Raw genomic sequence first — 17,933 nt, 5'->3', positions numbered from 1 at the left:
GTCTCGTCAACCCTTTCGTCGGAAGATCAGCAGATTATTTCCAAAAGAAATCTTCACACAAGCTTCCTATACTGTGCCGGAGAGACGCCGACGACTTTCTTGAAATGCTTGTAGAAGTGAGCGGTGTCCCAGTAGCCGACCGCCTTGGCGATGTCTTGCGTCTTTAAGGAGCCTGCCATCATCATATCCATCGCTTTCTCGATTCTCGTCCGGTTCACGTAATCGGAGAACGTCTGGTTCATCTCCTTGTTAAACAGTTGACCCAAGTAGACGGGATGTACGTTGTATGTCTGGGCGAGCGTCTTGAGAGAGAACTCTTCCATATAGGATCGCTGCACGAAGGAGACAATCTGCCGAATAACCGGGCTTTGGTCCTGGCGGCTGGCAAGGTCGCGAACCGCTTCAGAGGCGATATCACGGACGTGGTCGATTAATTGCTCCAGCGTCGTCGACCCGAACAGCCGGGCAAGCGGATCGACGCGAGCATGTGGCGTCGTATTGTTCGGCCTCGCGTCGCGAAGACGCTTCCTCAACTGAAGCGCGAGCTCGGCAGCCGCGCTTCGAATTTCGGCCGGCGTCACACCCTCCGTTCGTGAGAAGGTAGCCAAATCATCCACAATACGCGCATGCAACGCCTCTTCATCCATCGCCAGCAGCAGTTGGTTGTACACTTCCGGATCGTACGGTGGCGTGCGACCCATAACGGCAGAACGCGCGACAAGATCGTACGATAACATCCGTTCCTCGGGATGCAATAGAGCGTAATCAAGCGTCACGATTGCGTTCCTGTAACTTGCCGGTGCTTGCTCGAAGCCTTCCTCAAGAGAACCGAGCACGATAAGCGGCATCGTGCCTGAGCTTGCCGCAATTCGGGATTGAAGCTTGATCAGGCAAGAGCGAACGGCGTTCAGAGCCGTAGATGACCCGTTCGAGGCACCAATGATCAATACCCTATTGTCATCGATATCCCGGAAGCTCAGGCAAGGAGCGCCGAATTCGCCTTCGGCGTCATCGTCATATCCGCCGACAACGACGGCGACTACCGAATACGTTTCGTTCAGCCGCAATTGCAAGAAATCAGAACGCTGCTTCCATTGCTCTTTCGCGATTCGGCCAGATACCCAGCGGTAGAGAATGTTGTCTTTGAGCAGGTCGGTCTGCTCCGTGCTTAGCGAGGCGATTTTTCCCCGATTCAGCTTCTCAGTCGTGCTAATGACCGTCTGAGTCAATTCTTCGAGGTTAATCGGCTTCAGCAAATAGTTTTCGATACCGATACGCATGCCTTCGCGGACGTAATCGAACTCATTGAATCCGCTAAGAATAATGCTTTTGAGCTCCGGGTTGATTTTCTTCAGCTCACAGATCAACTCAAGTCCGTTCATCTCCGGCATTGCAATATCGGTAATGAGAATGTCGATCCGGCTCGCTTCGCCTTCGATTTGTTCAAGTGCGTCCAATCCGTTCTCGGCTTGCCCGGCGATCACGGCGCCCAAGGAAGCCCAATCGATTACGGAAGCCAAACCTTCCAAAATAAACGGTTCGTCGTCGACGATCCATACGTTGTACATATCAAACTTCCTCCTTCCGATGCGGGAAACGGACGCGAACGACAGTGCCCTCCATTCGTTTGCTGCGGATGTCGAGTCCGTAACCGTCCCCGTACAGCAGCCGGATTCTTTCGTTCACATTGCGCAAACCGAGAGAAGTGCCGCCAGGCTTTTTGTTTTCCTTGGACTCCGAATGTGCCCCGTTCGTAACGCTTGCCGCACGCTCCCCGGGCATATGCCCGTTGCCTGCCAAGTTCAGCTTAACGGCCTGCAGACGTTCTTCATCCATGCCTTTGCCATTATCCTCGACTTCGACGATAAGCGTGGACGTCTCCGCATCGGCGTATGCGCGAATCGCAATGACGTTGCCCATCTTCGCGGCCCGAACCCCGTGAACGATCGCATTCTCGATCAGCGGCTGAAGGGACAACTTGAATAAGAGGGCGGACTCCATGCCTTCCTCAAGCGAGATCGAATAGCTCATTTTATCCCGGAATCGAAGACGGTACAGCTCGAGAAATTGTCGGCAATACTCGATCTCGTCACCGAGCGTAACGGTAGTCTCCGGCTTGACTGCATACCGGAACAACGAACCGAGCACATAGGCCATTTCCCCGACGTCCGTCGCCCCTTGCGTAAGCGCGCGCATCCGGATCGCTTCCAGAGTGTTGTACAGAAAATGAGGGTTGATCTGCGCTTGGAACGCGACGAGCTCGGCATGTTTCTGCTTAATCTCGGATACGTACACCTGGTTGATATAGCTCATCAACTCTTCGCACATCCGGTTGAATCGATCGGAAATTTCGTCGAGCTCGTCGTTCTGCCCGGTCGGAACGCGAACGGACAAGTTCCCTTGCTGCGCGTGTTTCATCGCTTTGATGATCGCCCTCGTTCTACGCGAATACCGGTAGACGGTCATATACGCGAAAACGATCATGAGCACGATGCCGATGCCGGTAATGGCAATCACCTTGCTTTTGAACCCGGCGAATTTCCCTTCAAGTTCGCTCGCCGGTACGATACCGCTGACATAAAGACCCGATTTCGCCGTCCTGGTCGTCGTTCGGTAAGCTTTCGTCTCGAGCTTGGCGTATCCCGGATCTCCGTACAATTGACGGGCGTACGGATAGTCGAGCCCGCTGTATAGTCCCTTCGAATCGTAAACGACTTTGTCCGTTGGGAACAGAACAAGGTTGGAGCCGATACGTCGCTCGGCTTCGCTTGACTTTAACAATTTGCCGATCGCGTCTGGATCGAAGGTAAACAAAATGCTGCCTTCGTTCCGAAGCGTGTCAGGATCATTCATGTCGAACGTGAACGTATAGGCGCCTAAGCGGTCGATCCCAAGAATTTCATCCAATTCAGGTGTGCGCGAGGTAGCCGTACGGATCGCGCGCATACTGTCGAGCGCCTGCTCGGCAGGCCGCTTTTCCCCTTGCAGCATAATGAGTTTCTGCGTCTTGTTGCTATTGATCATAAATACGAACGATTGCGATCTGCTGTATACGGCGATCTGCAATATTTCCGGATGACTTTCCATGTGGCTTCGCAGGAACGTTTCCAGGTTGCGATTTTCCGAGCTGTTGCTCGCGATGTATTTGTTGAACCGGTACTGAATATAGAGCGGCATGTCGTTGCGCAGAAAATAGAGCATGTCGTTCAGTAGCAGCTGATTCTGATAAAACTGGAGTACTGCGTCCTGCGATTGGTCCATCTGCTCGTCGAGGAAGGCGCCGATTCTGTTTACAGCTTGCTGCTGCGCAGCGAGTTCCTTCTGCCGCAGCGAACTTGTCGAGTACTTGTAGACGAGTACGGCAAGCGTGCAGAACGTCACGATTGTAAGCGCGGAGAAGACGAGAACGATTTTGTTGAACAGCTTCGTACGAAAAAAAGCATGATAGACGTCGGCAAGTTTGGCCATGACGTTCACCTCCCGTGCGGGTGAAGTAGATATAAGATAACACGGGAGAAACGGGGCGGCAACGAAAATGTAAGCGATTGCGGGCGACGCCGAAGCGAACCTTTAATCCGTACATGAAAGCTTAAATCTGTTCACTATCGAGCCGCTTTCTGGTCGTGTTACCTTGAGATCGAGAACGGCAAACACGCAGCTAGACGGAGCAAGACGGAGGTGAAAAACATGCAAGGGATACTGACTTTCGTTCGTGATATCGGCAAAAACAAGGCGTTTCTGTTCATGGCGTTTCCCGGCGCGCTCTGGTTTCTGATCTTCGCTTATATTCCGATGCCGGGGGCGCTTATCGCGTTTAAGCAATACCGGCTCGATCTGGGCGGTTTTTTCACCGGATTGATCAAATCGGAGTGGGTGGGCTTAAAAAACTTCGAGTTTCTGTTTAACGCCCACGACGCGTACATCATTACCCGCAATACGGTATTGTACAATCTCGCTTTCATCGTACTAGGGCTCGTCTTGTCCGTATCGATGGCGATCGTCTTGTTCCATCTGACGCAGAAGAAGCTGGCCAAGCTATACCAGACGGCGATGTTCATGCCTTATTTTCTCAGTTGGATCATCGTCAGCTACTTCGTGTTCAGCTTCCTGAGCGTCGATCGCGGGCTCGTAAATCAAGTGCTCGAGTCTTTCGGAGCGGAATCGCGCAACTGGTATTCGGAGACGGCCTACTGGCCGCTCATACTAATCGTGATGAACGCCTGGAAAGGGATCGGCTATTCGAGCGTCGTCTACTTGGCAGCGATATCGGGTATCGACAAAACCTATTACGAAGCCGCGATGATCGATGGCGCGGGCAAATGGCAGCAGACGGTCCGAATCACGATCCCGCTCATCAAACCGATGATGATTATCCTGACCATACTCGCGATAGGCGGTATTTTCCGCGCGGACTTCGGATTGTTTTTCCAGATTCCTCGCGAATCGGGCGCTCTGTTCCCGGTCACCAACGTTATCGACACGTATGTATACCGCTCCATGAAAGTGCTCGGAGATTTCGGAATGGCAGCGGCGGCAGGGTTCTACCAATCGGTCGTCGGGCTCGTGCTCGTCTTGACCGCGAACTGGGCCGTCAAAAAAATCAACGAAGACGAAGCCTTGTTCTGACGACAGAGAGGCACTTTCAGATTCACACCACGAAAGGAGGCGAACACACATGAAACTCGCCGGTCCGGCGAAGTCGCGGGACGTTCACCGACTTCCGATAGCCTGGAATGGCCTGCTTCACTTGATTTCCGGAGGTTTCGCCTTCGCTTGCGTATTCCCGTTCCTGTTCGTTGTCGTCATTTCGTTCACGGACGAGAATTCGCTGCTGGAGAAAGGCTACAAAATCTGGCCGGCCAAGTGGAGCGCCGACGCATACGAATACGTGTTTCGGACAGGCGATCAGCTCTTTCGTTCTTACGGCGTCACGTTGTTCGTTACGATCGTCGGGATGCTGATCACGGTTGCGATGACGACGCTGTATGCGTACGCGATTTCGCGACGGAACTTCAAGTTCAGAAAGTTTTTTTCCTTCTACGCTTTTTTCACCATGTTGTTCGGGGGCGGACTCGTGCCGACCTATATCGTCGTCGCGCAGATGCTAGAGCTGAAAGATACGATTTGGGCGCTCATTTTGCCGATGTCGCTGAACGCATTTAATATTTTCATTTTGCGAACGTTTTTCCAGACGATGGTGCCGACGCCGATTATCGAATCCGGCAAAATCGACGGCGCGGGCGAATTCAAAATTTTGCTCAGACTCGTCTTACCGATTTCTCTGCCGGGGCTCGCGACAATTGCGCTCTTCAGCACGCTAAGTTATTGGAACGACTGGGTTAACGCTCTGCTGTACATCGATTCAAATAGGCTCGTGCCGCTCCAGGCGCTGCTCATGCGAATCGAGCAGAGCATGCAGTTCATTATCCAGAACTCGGCGCTGCTGAACAGCGGACAGAGCCGGGAAATGCTGCGATCGCTGCCGCAGGAGACGACGAGGATGGCGATGGTCGTACTCGCGACAGGACCGATCGTGCTCGCGTATCCGTTTTTCCAACGTTATTTCGTGCAAGGATTAACGATCGGAGCCGTCAAGGACTAGTTCTTACTAGGTAATCCGAACGCAAAGCAGGTTTTAAACGCTTGAAGAGCTCTCTCTTCGGCGGTTAAAATAAACACCAATAGAGGTCAGGGGGATTTACGTGTTCAACAAAAAGCGGTACGGATTTATTGCATTGGCGTTATGTGCGAGCGTGGCCCTATCAGGTTGCGGCAACGGCAACAACGAAGCGAAGTCATCGCCTTCCGCGTCCCCATCGGCATCTTCCGGGCAAGCTTCCGAGTCGCCGAGCGCGACGAAAGAGGAAGAAACGGTTAATCTGATCTGGTACACGATCGGCACGCCGCCGAAAGATTTGGCCAAAGTGAATGCCGAGATCAACAAGTACATCGAACCGAAAATCCATGCGACCGTAGAAATGAAAATGCTCGATTGGGGCGACTATTCCCAGAAGATGCAGATCATTATCGCTTCCGGCGAGCCGTACGACATTGCGTTCACGAGCTCTTGGGCGAACGATTATTTCGCGAATGCCAAAAAAGGCGCATTTTACGAACTGGATCAATTGTTAGAGCAGCAAGGCAAAGGCGTCAAAGAAGCGCTTAATCCGGCATTCCTTGAAGGCACGAAAGTAAACGGTCACAATTACGGCTTGCCTACGAATAAAGAACTTCCGCAGCAACGGGTGTTCCGCTTCAACAAAGAAATGCTCGACAAGTATAGCCTCGATATTTCCAACGTGAAGACGCTGCAAGATTTGGAACCGCTTCTGAAAGCGTTTAAAGAGAAAGAGACCGGAATTGCGCCGATTCCCGCCAAAATCGGCGAGTGGCTGCCGTTCGATCTGCCGATCGCCGACTTGCCGTTCATCGGCACGCCGCTCGGATCGACCGACGGCAAACTCATCAATGTCTGGGATACGCCGGAAGCGATGACTTATCTGGAGACGATGCACAAGTATTATCAAGCGGGGTATTTGCCGAAAGACGTAGCGACCCAGAAAGATGCGGGCGACTACTTCAAGACAGGCAAATGGCTCGTCGACGTTGCCGATTCTCAGCCGTACGCTGACAATTTGTGGAGCGGCGACGCAGGGTACAAAGTCGTCAGTGTCCCGATGCATGATCCAATCGCGTTTAACTGGTCGGTGGCGGGGGCGCTGCAAGCGATCAACGCCAAGTCGAAGCACCCGGAGAAAGCGATGGAGTTCCTGAACTTGCTGTACACCGACGCAACGCTTATCAATCTGGTGGACTTCGGTATCGAGAATACGCACTATAAGAAGACGGGCGACAACAGCAAAGATGCGATTCCGGACAGCGGCTACGGTTTCCCGGCGTTCAGCGTCGGCAACTTGATGCTGACGTACTTGAACACGGCAGACCCTGCCGACAAGTGGGACCAATTCAAGAAATTCAACGATTCCGCAACGAGTGCGCCGTTGCTGGGCTTCCAACCGGACACGGCAAGCATTTCAACCGAGATCGCCAACTTGAAGAACGCCAAAGACGCTTCTTATAACTCGCTCTTCTCCGGCACGCTTGACCCGAAAGAAAATTTGCCGAAAATCAATCAGAAGCTCAAAGACAACGGCTTGGACAAAGTGCTGGCCGAGCTTCAGAAACAAGTGGATGCTTGGAAGGCGAAGCAATAATTTATTTTATAATGAAGAAACAGCCGCGATCGTTGCGGCTGTTTTGTTTTGGAGCATGGATGACGATTACGTCGTCAAGTGCGATACCGATTATGTGCTGCCCTTCATCCGATAGGTTTGCATTATTTTAATGGAATCACCATATTCCAAGTCACACCGTCAAACTCCCACGCCTCATTGCCATTCCCAGTTGCTAGAAACAGGTGCGTCGGCCTGCCCTCATGGAATAAAAGATTAGGTCTTTCTAGGTTGCACTGCAGGCTTGTGGATCCGTCATCCCATGACACATTGCGCGTATAGGACAAAGGATTCGGATGCAGATCCCAATGAATACAATCCTTGCTTGTGGCGTACACCCCAGCTCCCCATTCGCCCGTGAGTCCGCCGCTGTTGTTCTTATAGTCATCCTTCATCAGGACATGAAACAAGCCATCCCCATACCAAAGATACGGATCCTCTACATGGAAATCTTCATTATCAAAGCGGAAAATCGGCTCGTCGCTCAGTCGTTCGAACGGTCCGTCGGGCCGAGGAGCTTTTGCGATTCCAAGCTGCAAAGTCGCATCTGCGTATTCGCGCGATTTATAGATCATATAGGTTGTACCATCGGGAAGAATCGCTGCCGAGGGATTCGTGGTAATGGTGCAATCCCAATGGCCGGGGTTCCTAGGCTCCAGCAGCGGCGTGTCTCTGCGTTGCCACGGTCCATAGATGGACTTGCTGGTGGCAAGACCAATCCGTTTGCGATTCCACACCTCAAGCGCGCGGCCGGAGGGAATCGTTTCACCCGCTGTCGGTATGGGGCCGCCGTAAGAGGTTCCAAAATAATACAAATAATAAGTGCCATTCCAATATCTAATGGAAGGGTTATGCTGATTAAGCGCATCGAAGTACGAACGATCCCTACGTTCGAAAACGACTTCCGCGAATTGATAGGGACCTTCCGGCGTATCGCTTACGGCTCTTACGATTTCGCAGTTAAATAGCCATTGCGCGCCAAAACCAAGCTCTTTACGCCATCTAGATGCAAATAAATGATACTTGCCATCTTCTCCTTGAATCGCAGAGCCGCACCATATGTAATAATCCTCCATACGAAAGCCTCCGTTTTTCGGAGCAGGGGATAACCTGTGATAGATTGGGTTTTGCATGATGTATGCCTCCTAATTGAATTAGGTTGATTTTAACATAGAAGTTGAAGAGATGTTGCCCACGAATAGGTCGGATATTAACATTATGCCTGGTACTACGAATAGTTGGTACTATTCGCTTACCGCCGACAGTCTTATGATAAGGTCATCGGTCATCGAGAAGTCAATCGATAATACTAGGAGGAACTGTCATGGAAGACGGAATGCTCAAAAAAACGAACGATTTTTACCGCCGGAGAAATACGCCGACCTATACATTTATGGCTTGGGCGGCATTCGTGCTCGCATTCGGTTTTGAGTTCGGGGGAATCTATTCCCTGAAGCAGCCTTTGTCAGTTAAAGGATATTATGCTGCAGTCGGCGTTCTCCTCATTATTACCGCGTTCGTCTTGCAGAAAGTTATTCGGGACAATGACGAGGATCAATTTCTGCGCCAATCGAACCCGCACCATCGCAAACGTAATACTTCGGCGTTCACTTTTCTGAGCTGGATCGGTTTTATATTGGCGATTCTGTTCGAGTTCGTCGGGTTATCGACGCTTGAGGAACCGTTCTACGTCGTCGGTTACTATGCGATCGGCGCAGCGTTCCTAATCGTTACGAGCCTTGTGTTGCAGAAAACGGTTCGAGATAACGAGGAAGATAAGATGTTTGGCAATGAATAAGGTGTCGCAAACGTTCGCCGAACAAAATATAGCCTGATCTCTAAGACGGCCGGGGTTATCCCCCGGACCGTCTTTTGGCGTGCTCTTCTTTTATCGTCGAAGGTGTAAACAGTACCGGAATCGGGCAATAATAAGCGAATGCCCAACTACGCTTAAGGAGTCTACAATGCTCGAAAATTTTCTGTTGCTGATAGAAATACTGTTGATCAATATCGTGCTTAGCGGAGACAATGCCGTCGTCATTGCGCTGGCGAGTCGCAATTTGCCCGAACGACTTAGAGGCCGCGCCGTATGGCTAGGAGCGACCGCCGCCGTCGTACTGCGAATCGTGCTGTCCATTGCCGCCGTCGCCTTGCTCGATATCCCCGCGGTTCAGATCGTCGGCAGCTTGCTTCTGCTTTATATCGCCATTCATTTGCTGCTCGAAGACGAAGACGGCAAAGAAGTGAAAGGCGTGTCTTCGCTCGGCAAAGCGATCGGGATTATTATCGTTTCCGATCTTATTATGAGCCTGGACAACGTACTCGCTATCGCGTCAATCGCACATGGACATGTGTGGCTAATGGCAACCGGCGTCGCGCTGAGCGTTCCTTTGCTAATATGGGGGAGTCGTCTGCTGCTAAAGCTGATTGCGCGTTATCCCGCGATTGTTTGGATCGGGTCTGCCGTCCTTGGTTACACGGCCGGAGAGATGCTTACGGAAGTGGCAGTCGTTCGCGACAACGTGCCAAGCTGGGGCGACTGGGGATACAACTGGCTGCCTATGCTGGCTGCCGTGTTTGTGCTGGTCGCGGCTTACGGGTGGAGGAAACTCAAGCGCGTCGCCGACGATCATTCGAACGGACATACGGAAGACGGAGAAAGATTGCGATGACTTAGAAAGTGGGGAGGGGCGGTTCGGTTTGTAGGGACTACCGCCTCCCCCGCAAGCTTTTCATACTCGTATCACCAACAAGCCACCTGACACACCTCATGCGTTCCTTTCAATAACCCCCTTAATAACCCTCCTCTTGTAACTGGCCGAATCTGTGCAATCCCATGCCGTACGCGGATAATCGTGCGATTTTAGACAATTGTTACAATTGACACCCACTAGGTTGCTGTCTATAATTATGCTGAGATTGAGAATTGTTATCATCCAATTGAGAAATCATTTCAACTGCAACAGGGAGGCAAACGCAATGATGAGCACGGGCCGGAGCAAGCGGATTACAGCGGCGCTTCTCACGATGGTTTGTGCTTTTATATGGTTTGCGGCAATTTCGTTGGTCAATGTCCCGTCAGTTCGTGCGGAATTGGTAGATGCGAGCCAAGATATTGGAACGATTGTCGCAACCGCCGAAAAGATGAACTCGGATTTGGAAGCCGGCAAGCTGGAAGAAGGCGCCGATTCGTTCGGACAGATCAAGAAATGGTGGGGCTCGCATAAAGCGGAGGCGAAGAAGCAATCGCTTGACATGGCACTCGAGATCGACAGCAAAATCGCTGCTTTGTCGCTCGCATTCGTCGGCAAAGACGCGAAGCAAGCGGCCGTGAGCGCTGCCGACCTACGATTCACCCTTCAAATGTACGCAGAGGGTGCTTTCGCGGGTAATGACGGGAAACAGAAACTTACGCTAGGCACGTATGTTTTGAAGCTTCGCCAGACGGGCGACCTGATCGCTCAGGGCAAATGGGACGCGGCGCTGAACGAAACAAAGCTGCTGCAACGGCAATGGCTTGCGGTTGAGGGCGACGTTGTCAGTCAGTCACAGGCTGCATATGACGCTTCCGAACGAGACTTGGTCATGCTTGACGCCTACTTATCCAGTGAGAGCAAGAGAGCTGAAGCTTCCGCCATCGTCGATCGTATGGTCGAATCGCTAACGCCTCTTATTGACGCGCAGTACACTTGGGTTGACGCCGCGCTTATTCCTATTCGCGAAGGCCTTGAGGCGCTGCTTGTCGTCGGGACGCTTCTTATGTTCGCCAAGAAAGCGAACTCTGCGAAGGCGAAACGTTGGGTGCTCGGGGGTACGGCTGCCGGTGCTGCTGTGTGCATTACGGTCGGTTTTCTCGTTGCCTTGTTGCTTTCCTCCAGTGCTTTCGGACGCAACAATTCGCTGATTAACGGTTGGACGGGCGTGCTCGCTAGCGTATTGCTGCTTTATGTCAGTTACTGGCTGCATCGCAATTCCGACGTCAAGCGCTGGAACAAATTTCTAGCCGACAAGAGCACTCAAGCGTTGTCCGGCGGCAAAATGATTTCATTCGCCTTGATCGCTTTTTTCGCGATTACCCGCGAGGGGCTGGAGACGGTTATTTTCTTGATCGGCATGGCTGGCAAGATGCCTGCAAGCGAACTGGCCGGGGGGATCGCAGCCGGTTTCGGCGTACTTATCGCCTGTGCGTTCATTCTCATTAAAGCTGGAGCTAAATTACCGGTTCGCCCTGTGTTTCTCGTATCCAGCGTCATTGTTTTTTACTTATGTTTCAAGTTTATGGGTTCCGGCATCCACAGCTTACAGATGGCCGGAGTCATTCCTTCGACGGTGCAAGATTATTTGCCGGAGAAAGCTTCTTTCAGTTTGTACCCGTCCTGGTATAGCACGCTTCCGCAGCTGTTGTTTTTATTGGTCGGCATATCGGTCGTGCTGCTGCAGTCGTTGCTGTTCAAACGGAAAAACAATAAAATCATGGCTTAATCGGAGGTTGTCCAGTTCATGAACGTTAGAAAACGCACTAGCTTATCCCGGGTAAACGCAATCCTAGCTGCTTCTCTCCTTGCTGTTATGCTTTCCGCATGCGGAAACAACGATACGAACAAACCGGCCGCAACCGGATCGGCAGTTCCATCGCAAAGCGCATCCTCTTCCGGAGATACGAGCGCAATCCAGGATGGCACGACGAAGCTTCAGGAACAAACAACAAAGCTGCAAGAAGCTATTGAACAGAAAAATTTGGACGAAGTCAAAAAACTAGGCAAAGCGGTCAACGAAGATTGGCTTTCTTACGAGAACGCCGTCCGCCAAGTGTTTCCTCTTGAATATACGGAAGTAGAGAAGTACGTCATGCCGATCTTCTCTGCATCGGCTTACGATAAAGTCGATTTCGACGCCCTAAAAGTAACGGCGGCGAAGCTGCAAGATGCGCTGACTGCGCTTAAGAACGCGAAGCCGACGACAGCGAACACGAATGAACTGCTTACGAAAGCGGTAGACAACTACAAGAAGTACGTGCAAGAGCAAGCTGACGGCCTTGTCGCCCAGACGAAACTGTTCGCGGATGCGGTCAAAGCCGGCAACGCGGAAGAGGCAAAACGGTTGTACCCGCAAGCCCGCGTTTACTTTGAGACAATCGAGCCGATCGCTGAAAGCTTCGGCGACCTTGACCCACGCATCGATGCGCGGTTGGCCGATGCGGAAGACCCGAACACATGGGGAGGCTTCCATCGTATCGAGAAAGCGCTCTGGGCGGACAACTCCCTTGAAGGTATGGCGGCTTACGCGGATCAGCTTGTGAAAGACACGCAAGAGCTTCAAGCTAAAGTTGCGACGTTCGAACTTGATCCGAAAACGATGGTAGCCGGTGCAATGGAACTGCTGAACGAAGCGGCGACTTCCAAAATCACCGGAGAAGAAGAAATTTACTCGCACACGGATTTGGTCGACTTCGCGGCGAACGTGAGCGGCTCCAAAACGGTTTACTTGGCGATCATCCCGGCGTTAAACGAGAAAAATCCGGATCTGGGCAAGCAGCTTGACACCCAATTCGTGAAAATGGAGCAGACGCTGCTTAACTACCAAACGACTGGCCAATTTGTCTCTTACGATAAGCTCACTGACGAGCAAATTCGCGAGATCAGCGATGAACTGAGCCAATTATCGACGCTGATGTCGCAAACGGCAAGCATTCTGTAAGAGGTAACGAAGAAGGAGGATGTCCGACATGAGTGAGCAAATGAGCAAAGGCGGCATGAGCAGACGAGATTTTCTGAAAATGTCCGCAGTTGCCGGCGTCGGACTGGCGGTTGGCGGCGCGGGTATGTACGCTATCGAACGGGCGCTCGGCTCGGACAGCACTGCGCAGGCCGAAAGCAATCCTGCAGGCGAGCAAGTGCCAATGTACGGCGATCACCAAGCGGGTATCATTACGCCTCAGCAGACTTATATGTACTTGGCGAGTTTCAGGATTACGGCGACGAGCAAGGACGGGTTGATCCGTTTGCTGAAGGACTGGACTCGTTTCGCCGATCTGAGTACGTCTGGCGGCACAATGCGTACAGGTGATAATCCGAATTTGCCACCAAGCGACACGGGCGAATCATTGGACTTACCGCCATCGCGGTTAACGGCAACATTCGGATTCGGTCCGTCGCTATTCGGCGTCGGCGGAACCGATAGGTTCGGCATAGGAAGCAAGCTGCCTATGCACTTGAAAGATATTCCTCGCATGCCGAAAGATAACTTGGATCCTTCGCAGTCCGGCGGCGATATCATCGTGCAGGTGTGCGCTGACGATCAGCAGGTTGCTTTTCACGCAGTCCGCAACTTTATTCGTCTGTCGACAGGCTCCGCGTCATTGAACTGGATGAACGAAGGTTTCATTAGCGGTCAGCCGGGCAAGACGGCGCGCAATTTGTTCGGTTTCAAGGATGGAACGGCAAACGAATCGCATCAGACGCCTTCCGGTTTCGACCAAGTCGTCTGGGCGGCGGACGACGAGCCGGCCTGGATGAATGGCGGCAGCTACCTTGCCTTTCGTAAAATCCGCATGCTGCTCGAGGTATGGGATCGTTCGTCCTTGACCGATCAACAGAATACGTTCGGCAGGTACAAGGAATCCGGCGCCGCCTATGGCAAGAAAGAAGAGTTCGACACCGTCGATGCTTCACAATTGCCGGCAACCGCGCACGTCCGCTTGGCGAAAGACTCGAAGCAGCAAATTCACCGCAGGGCGTTCTCCTATACAGACGGAGTAGATCATCGAACCGGCAACGTGAACGCGGGCTTGTTGTTCCTCAGTTATCAGCGCGACCCGGATACGCAGTTCGTTCCCATGCTTAAGCTGATGCAAAGCAGCGATAAGTTAAACGAGTATACGATGCACGTTGCGAGCGGCATGTACGCATGTCCGGGCGGTATCCGCGAAGGTGAGTATATTGGACAGAAATTATTCGAATCTTAAAATACAATTTTCAAAAGACGGTTCTTCACTTGTGAGGGCCGTCTTTTCCTTTTCTACGCAGCGACGTGTGACATTAGTCACATTTCCTCCAGGTTTTTCGTGTTCTAATAAAATTACTTCTACATAACGGGGGACAAGCAAATGCAAACCCGATTGAGCATCGTGAAAAAAATGGTAATCGGCATTACGGCAGCTTCGGCTGTGACATACGGGACAAGTGCGTTTTTCCTGTTGGCGCTGAAAGACTCGTTTTCTTTTATGCCGAGTTGGCTGTTCGTGCTGCTGACATTGCTAGTCGGCGTGTTCTGGACAGGGTTATTCGGTTTCGCGGCGGCGAGATGGTTGCTTCGCCCGCTGTTAGCACTGACGGCAGCAGCGAAAGAAGCTGCGGCTGGCAATCTGGCCGTGAAGATCGACACCCGGCGTTCCGGCGATGAGTTGCAAGCGCTTGGAGATGCTTTCTCTAGCATGCTTGCGCAGTTCAGAACAATAATTGAAGGAATCAAGGACAATAGCCATATGGCGGATGTACATGCCAAAGAGTTGCAAGAAGCTGTCGGCCATGCGACGAACCAAATCGAGCAAATGACGAACGAGTCTGAAGTAATCACTTCCGGCACGACGTCGCAAGCAGAATCCGCTGAGCGGCTGTATGTCGACGCAGAGACATTATCCGGAGAAGCGAATCGCATGACCGAAGAAGCGGAGGACGCCCGCGGCCGGGCGCAACGCATGAACGGAGCAGCCAAACAAAGCGAAGAAGTGTTCCAGTCGCTCGTTGGCGGGATGAGACGGCTTTCCGCGCTTAACCGGGATGCGCTTGAAGTGGTAAAGCAACTTGATTCGTACGCAAATGAGATTGGCACAATATCGAACGTGGTTGGCGATCTTGCGGATCAGACTCATTTCCTTGCTTTGAACGCTTCTATTGAGGCGGCGAGAGCTGGCGAGGAAGGCAGAGGATTCCAAGTCGTAGCCCAAGCCGTCAAGTCGCTTGCCGATGAAAGCGCCGGCTCGGTCAAGTCGATTCGGGCGCTGATCGCCCGCATCCAGCAAGAAATCGCCAGAGCGGTTGATCATATTCGGGCGCAGCACGAAGTATCCGAGCAGGAAGCGACGCAGGGGGAGCGATATGCCGGCGTGTTCGAAGAAGTCGCCCGCGATTCGAAGCTTGTCGTCGAGATTGTCGAATCGATGGCGGAGCGGATATCGTTCCAGGCGGGCCAGGCGATCGAGCGGTTAAGCGAGTCGCGGAAAGTCGCCTCCGTAGCCGACCAAATCCGCCAAGGGGCGAAACATGTGTTTGCGGCGTCGCAAGAGCAGACGGCGGTGATGGAAGAAATCGCGGCATCAACCGACGGTTTGCGTGCCAAGTCTTCCGAGCTGCGGAGCAAAACGGAATTTTTCAAAATTTAAGCGAAAAGGCGGAAGTCGAGGTTGACATCCCGCCTTTAAATGTTCATAATGAAAATATCAAAACGACAATATTGAAACGGGTGAAAGCAATGGACGAATCGAAAGATCGGCCCTCCAGTTATTCCGTAGCTGCATTCCGCACACCTGACGGCGCGCCCGCGGACATTGTCATTTTCACGATTACGTCAACGGAACGCCGCGCAGTGAAAAAATCGTTGCCGCTAATGGAACTGCAAGTACTTCTGATCGAGAGGAAAGGCTGGCCTTTCGAGGGCCAATGGGCGCTGCCAGGCGGTTTCTCGAAAGATACGGAATCGATCTACGAGACGGCAAGGCGCGAGCTGCAAGAAGAAACCTCGATAGATGACGTTCATCTGGCGTATTTTAACGTGTACAGCGAGCCGGGTAGAGATCCGAGAGGTTGGATGATCTCTCATGCATTCTTTGCGCTTGTGAACGAAAGGCAATTGCTGAATCGCAAAGCGGCCGATGACGCTTCGGACGTGAAGCTCGTTCCCGTTGAAGAGGCGCTGCGGATGCGTCTCGCATTCGATCACAATACGATTGTGGCTGATGCATTAGAACGGGTGCGACATCAAATGCTCACGACGACAATCGCGAAGGAATTTCTACCTGAGAAGTTTACGATCAGCGAGCTGTACCAAGTGATTCGAACGGTCGTTCCGGAGTTCGAAGAGAGCAATTTCATTCGTAAAATTACAGCGACGCAAAGCAGGAACGGCATTATTGAGGAAGTTCGAGACGAGCACGGGCAATCCGTCACATCCAATCGTTATTCTCAACGGGCCGCTCAACTGTATCGATTCACGGATTATCAACCTCGGCTATCCATTTATGGATAGAGTTTTTTTCACCTTTTGATACTGTCGGATTAATAATATTAAACTGAGGGGGAATGAAAAATGAAAGCATTGATCATTATCGATTACACGATCGATTTCGTCGTCGGGAAGCTGCCATGCGGGCAACCTGCCATCGACATCGAGGAACGTATTGCCGCATTGGCGCGCCAGTTCGGGAAACAGGGGGATTTCGTCGTCCTGGCGGTCGATTTGCATGAAGAAGGGGATCCTTTTCATCCAGAGACGAAACTGTTCCCTCCCCATAACCTCCGTGGCACCGAGGGTAGACGGCTGTACGGCAAGCTGGACGACTGGTATCGGAAAGACGGACAGGACGCCTATTGGATGGACAAAACGAGGTACAGCGCATTCGCCGGAACGGATCTGGAGTTGAAGCTGCGGGAGAGAGGCATCGAAGAGCTCCATCTCGTCGGCGTATGTACCGATATTTGCGTCTTGCATACGGCAGTCGATGCGTACAACAAAGGATTTCAAACCATCATACATGAAGACGCAGTCGCGAGCTTTAACGCGACCGGGCACGAGTGGGCGCTCGGACATTTCACTAGCGTGCTTGGAGCTCAGGTCGAGCGCGGCTATCGATAACGATCAGCGGGAGGAACGATGATGACGAACAAACAGCGCGAGATTGCGAACGCCTTGAAAGTAAAGCCGACGATTGATGCCGGCAGCGAAATTCGGGAACGAGTTGACTTTCTGAAAAAATATTTGCTCCACACGGGTGCGAAAGGGTACGTACTCGGTCAGTCCGGAGGGCAAGATTCCACGCTTGCCGGCAAGTTGGCTCAGCTCGCCGTCAACGAATTGAACGCTGAGCATGAAGGCGGCGGCTATTCGTATATGGCCGTCAGATTGCCGTACGGTGTGCAGTCGGACGAAGAAGACGCACAGGATGCGATTCGTTTCATCGGGGCGACGCGCGTTGTAACGGTTAACGTCAAAGCTGCCGTCGAAGCTTCTGTCCGCGCTTTCGAAGAGGCAACGGGAGAGAAGTTGAGCGATTTTCTGCGAGGCAACGTCAAAGCGAGAGAACGGATGAAAGTCCAATATGACCTCGGGGCGCACTATCGTCTGCTCGTGCTCGGCACGGACCATGCTGCGGAAGCGATTACCGGCTTCTATACGAAGCACGGAGACGGAGCTTGCGATGTGGCGCCGATTTACGGCCTGAACAAGCGGCAAGGCAAAGCGTTGCTGCAAGCGCTCGATTGTCCGCCGCATTTGTATACGAAAAAGCCGACGGCCGATCTGGAGGACGACAAGCCTGGGTTGCCGGACGAAGATGCCCTCGGTCAGACTTATGAGCAACTGGACGATTATCTGGAATTAAAATCTGTACCCGAAGATGTCGCTCGCAAGATCGAAGAGCGCTACGACCGGACGGAACATAAGCGGCAAGGACCGGTGACGGTATACGACGAATGGTGGAAGGCGTGA

Annotated in this window: 15 protein-coding genes and 1 pseudogene; 13 read left to right on the top strand and 3 right to left on the bottom strand. The window is 52.3% G+C overall.

The genetic code is table 11. The annotated features are described in order from the left end of the window. Positions 1-53: 53 nt before the first annotated feature. Both ACFPOF_RS14960 and ACFPOF_RS14955 read right to left on the bottom strand, forming a co-directional pair. Positions 54-1,568 carry a response regulator transcription factor gene (locus ACFPOF_RS14960; RefSeq protein WP_378133958.1) on the bottom strand — a complete coding sequence of 505 codons (1,515 nt, stop codon included), beginning with the start codon at positions 1,566-1,568 and terminating at the stop codon, positions 54-56. A 1-nt stretch (position 1,569) separates the two neighbouring features. Beyond that, positions 1,570-3,468 (bottom strand): sensor histidine kinase, encoded by a 1,899-nt coding sequence (locus tag ACFPOF_RS14955; RefSeq protein WP_378133956.1) that lies wholly within the window; start codon positions 3,466-3,468, stop codon positions 1,570-1,572. 219 nt (positions 3,469-3,687) lie between these two features. Here ACFPOF_RS14955 and ACFPOF_RS14950 point away from each other — a divergent pair, with 219 nt between their 5' ends. The 3 genes from ACFPOF_RS14950 to ACFPOF_RS14940 all read left to right on the top strand — a co-directional run bounded on the left by ACFPOF_RS14950 (position 3,688) and on the right by ACFPOF_RS14940 (position 7,214). After that, positions 3,688-4,626: an ABC transporter permease gene (locus ACFPOF_RS14950; protein WP_378133954.1), complete on the top strand. Its 939-nt coding sequence runs from the start codon at positions 3,688-3,690 to the stop codon at positions 4,624-4,626. A 49-nt stretch (positions 4,627-4,675) separates the two neighbouring features. Continuing rightward, entirely contained in the window at positions 4,676-5,602 is a 927-nt protein-coding gene (locus ACFPOF_RS14945; protein ID WP_378133952.1) for a carbohydrate ABC transporter permease, read from the top strand. Between the two features lie 100 nt (positions 5,603-5,702). Beyond that, positions 5,703-7,214, top strand: coding sequence for an ABC transporter substrate-binding protein (locus ACFPOF_RS14940; RefSeq protein ID WP_378133950.1), 1,512 nt, complete (start codon positions 5,703-5,705; stop codon positions 7,212-7,214). Positions 7,215-7,336: 122 nt separating this feature from the next. Here ACFPOF_RS14940 and ACFPOF_RS14935 read toward each other — a convergent pair whose 3' ends face one another. Then, a complete protein-coding gene (locus tag ACFPOF_RS14935) occupies positions 7,337-8,365 on the bottom strand; it encodes a glycoside hydrolase family protein (protein ID WP_378133948.1) in 1,029 nt (342 codons plus the stop codon). Positions 8,366-8,568: 203 nt separating this feature from the next. On the opposite strand from ACFPOF_RS14935, the pseudogene ACFPOF_RS14930 reads away from it, so the two are divergent. The 10 genes and pseudogenes from ACFPOF_RS14930 to nadE form a co-directional block, all read left to right on the top strand. Further along, a pseudogene (locus tag ACFPOF_RS14930) lies at positions 8,569-8,787 on the top strand (YiaA/YiaB family inner membrane protein); the annotation flags it as partial. Continuing rightward, on the top strand, positions 8,767-9,030 hold the full coding sequence (locus tag ACFPOF_RS14925; protein WP_378134423.1) for a YiaA/YiaB family inner membrane protein: 264 nt from the start codon (positions 8,767-8,769) through the stop codon (positions 9,028-9,030). The pseudogene ACFPOF_RS14930 and the gene ACFPOF_RS14925, both read left to right, overlap by 21 nt. A gap of 166 nt (positions 9,031-9,196) precedes the next feature. Further along, entirely contained in the window at positions 9,197-9,904 is a 708-nt protein-coding gene (locus ACFPOF_RS14920; protein WP_378133946.1) for a TerC family protein, read from the top strand. Between the two features lie 307 nt (positions 9,905-10,211). Continuing rightward, a complete protein-coding gene (locus tag ACFPOF_RS14915; protein ID WP_378133944.1) occupies positions 10,212-11,714 on the top strand; it encodes an FTR1 family iron permease in 1,503 nt (500 codons plus the stop codon). 18 nt (positions 11,715-11,732) lie between these two features. After that, entirely contained in the window at positions 11,733-12,929 is a 1,197-nt protein-coding gene (gene efeO / locus ACFPOF_RS14910; protein ID WP_378133942.1) for an iron uptake system protein EfeO, read from the top strand. Between the two features lie 19 nt (positions 12,930-12,948). Further along, complete coding sequence (gene efeB / locus ACFPOF_RS14905) at positions 12,949-14,196, top strand: iron uptake transporter deferrochelatase/peroxidase subunit (protein ID WP_378133940.1); 1,248 nt, start codon at positions 12,949-12,951, stop codon at positions 14,194-14,196. A gap of 141 nt (positions 14,197-14,337) precedes the next feature. Then, positions 14,338-15,612 carry a methyl-accepting chemotaxis protein gene (locus ACFPOF_RS14900; protein WP_378133938.1) on the top strand — a complete coding sequence of 425 codons (1,275 nt, stop codon included), beginning with the start codon at positions 14,338-14,340 and terminating at the stop codon, positions 15,610-15,612. An 89-nt stretch (positions 15,613-15,701) separates the two neighbouring features. After that, entirely contained in the window at positions 15,702-16,475 is a 774-nt protein-coding gene (locus ACFPOF_RS14895; protein ID WP_378133936.1) for an NUDIX domain-containing protein, read from the top strand. 60 nt (positions 16,476-16,535) lie between these two features. Continuing rightward, entirely contained in the window at positions 16,536-17,081 is a 546-nt protein-coding gene (locus ACFPOF_RS14890; RefSeq protein ID WP_378133934.1) for a cysteine hydrolase family protein, read from the top strand. Positions 17,082-17,102: 21 nt separating this feature from the next. Then, the gene (nadE, locus tag ACFPOF_RS14885) at positions 17,103-17,933 is read left to right on the top strand and encodes an ammonia-dependent NAD(+) synthetase (RefSeq protein WP_378134421.1); all 831 of its coding nucleotides are present in this window, start codon (positions 17,103-17,105) and stop codon (positions 17,931-17,933) included.

It is taken from the genome of Cohnella soli (genome assembly GCF_042655525.1).
GTDB classification, from domain to species: Bacteria; Bacillota; Bacilli; order Paenibacillales; family Paenibacillaceae; genus Cohnella; species Cohnella soli.
Note: the sequence above shows the minus strand (reverse complement) of the source record. Positions and strands in the feature narration are given on the sequence as shown.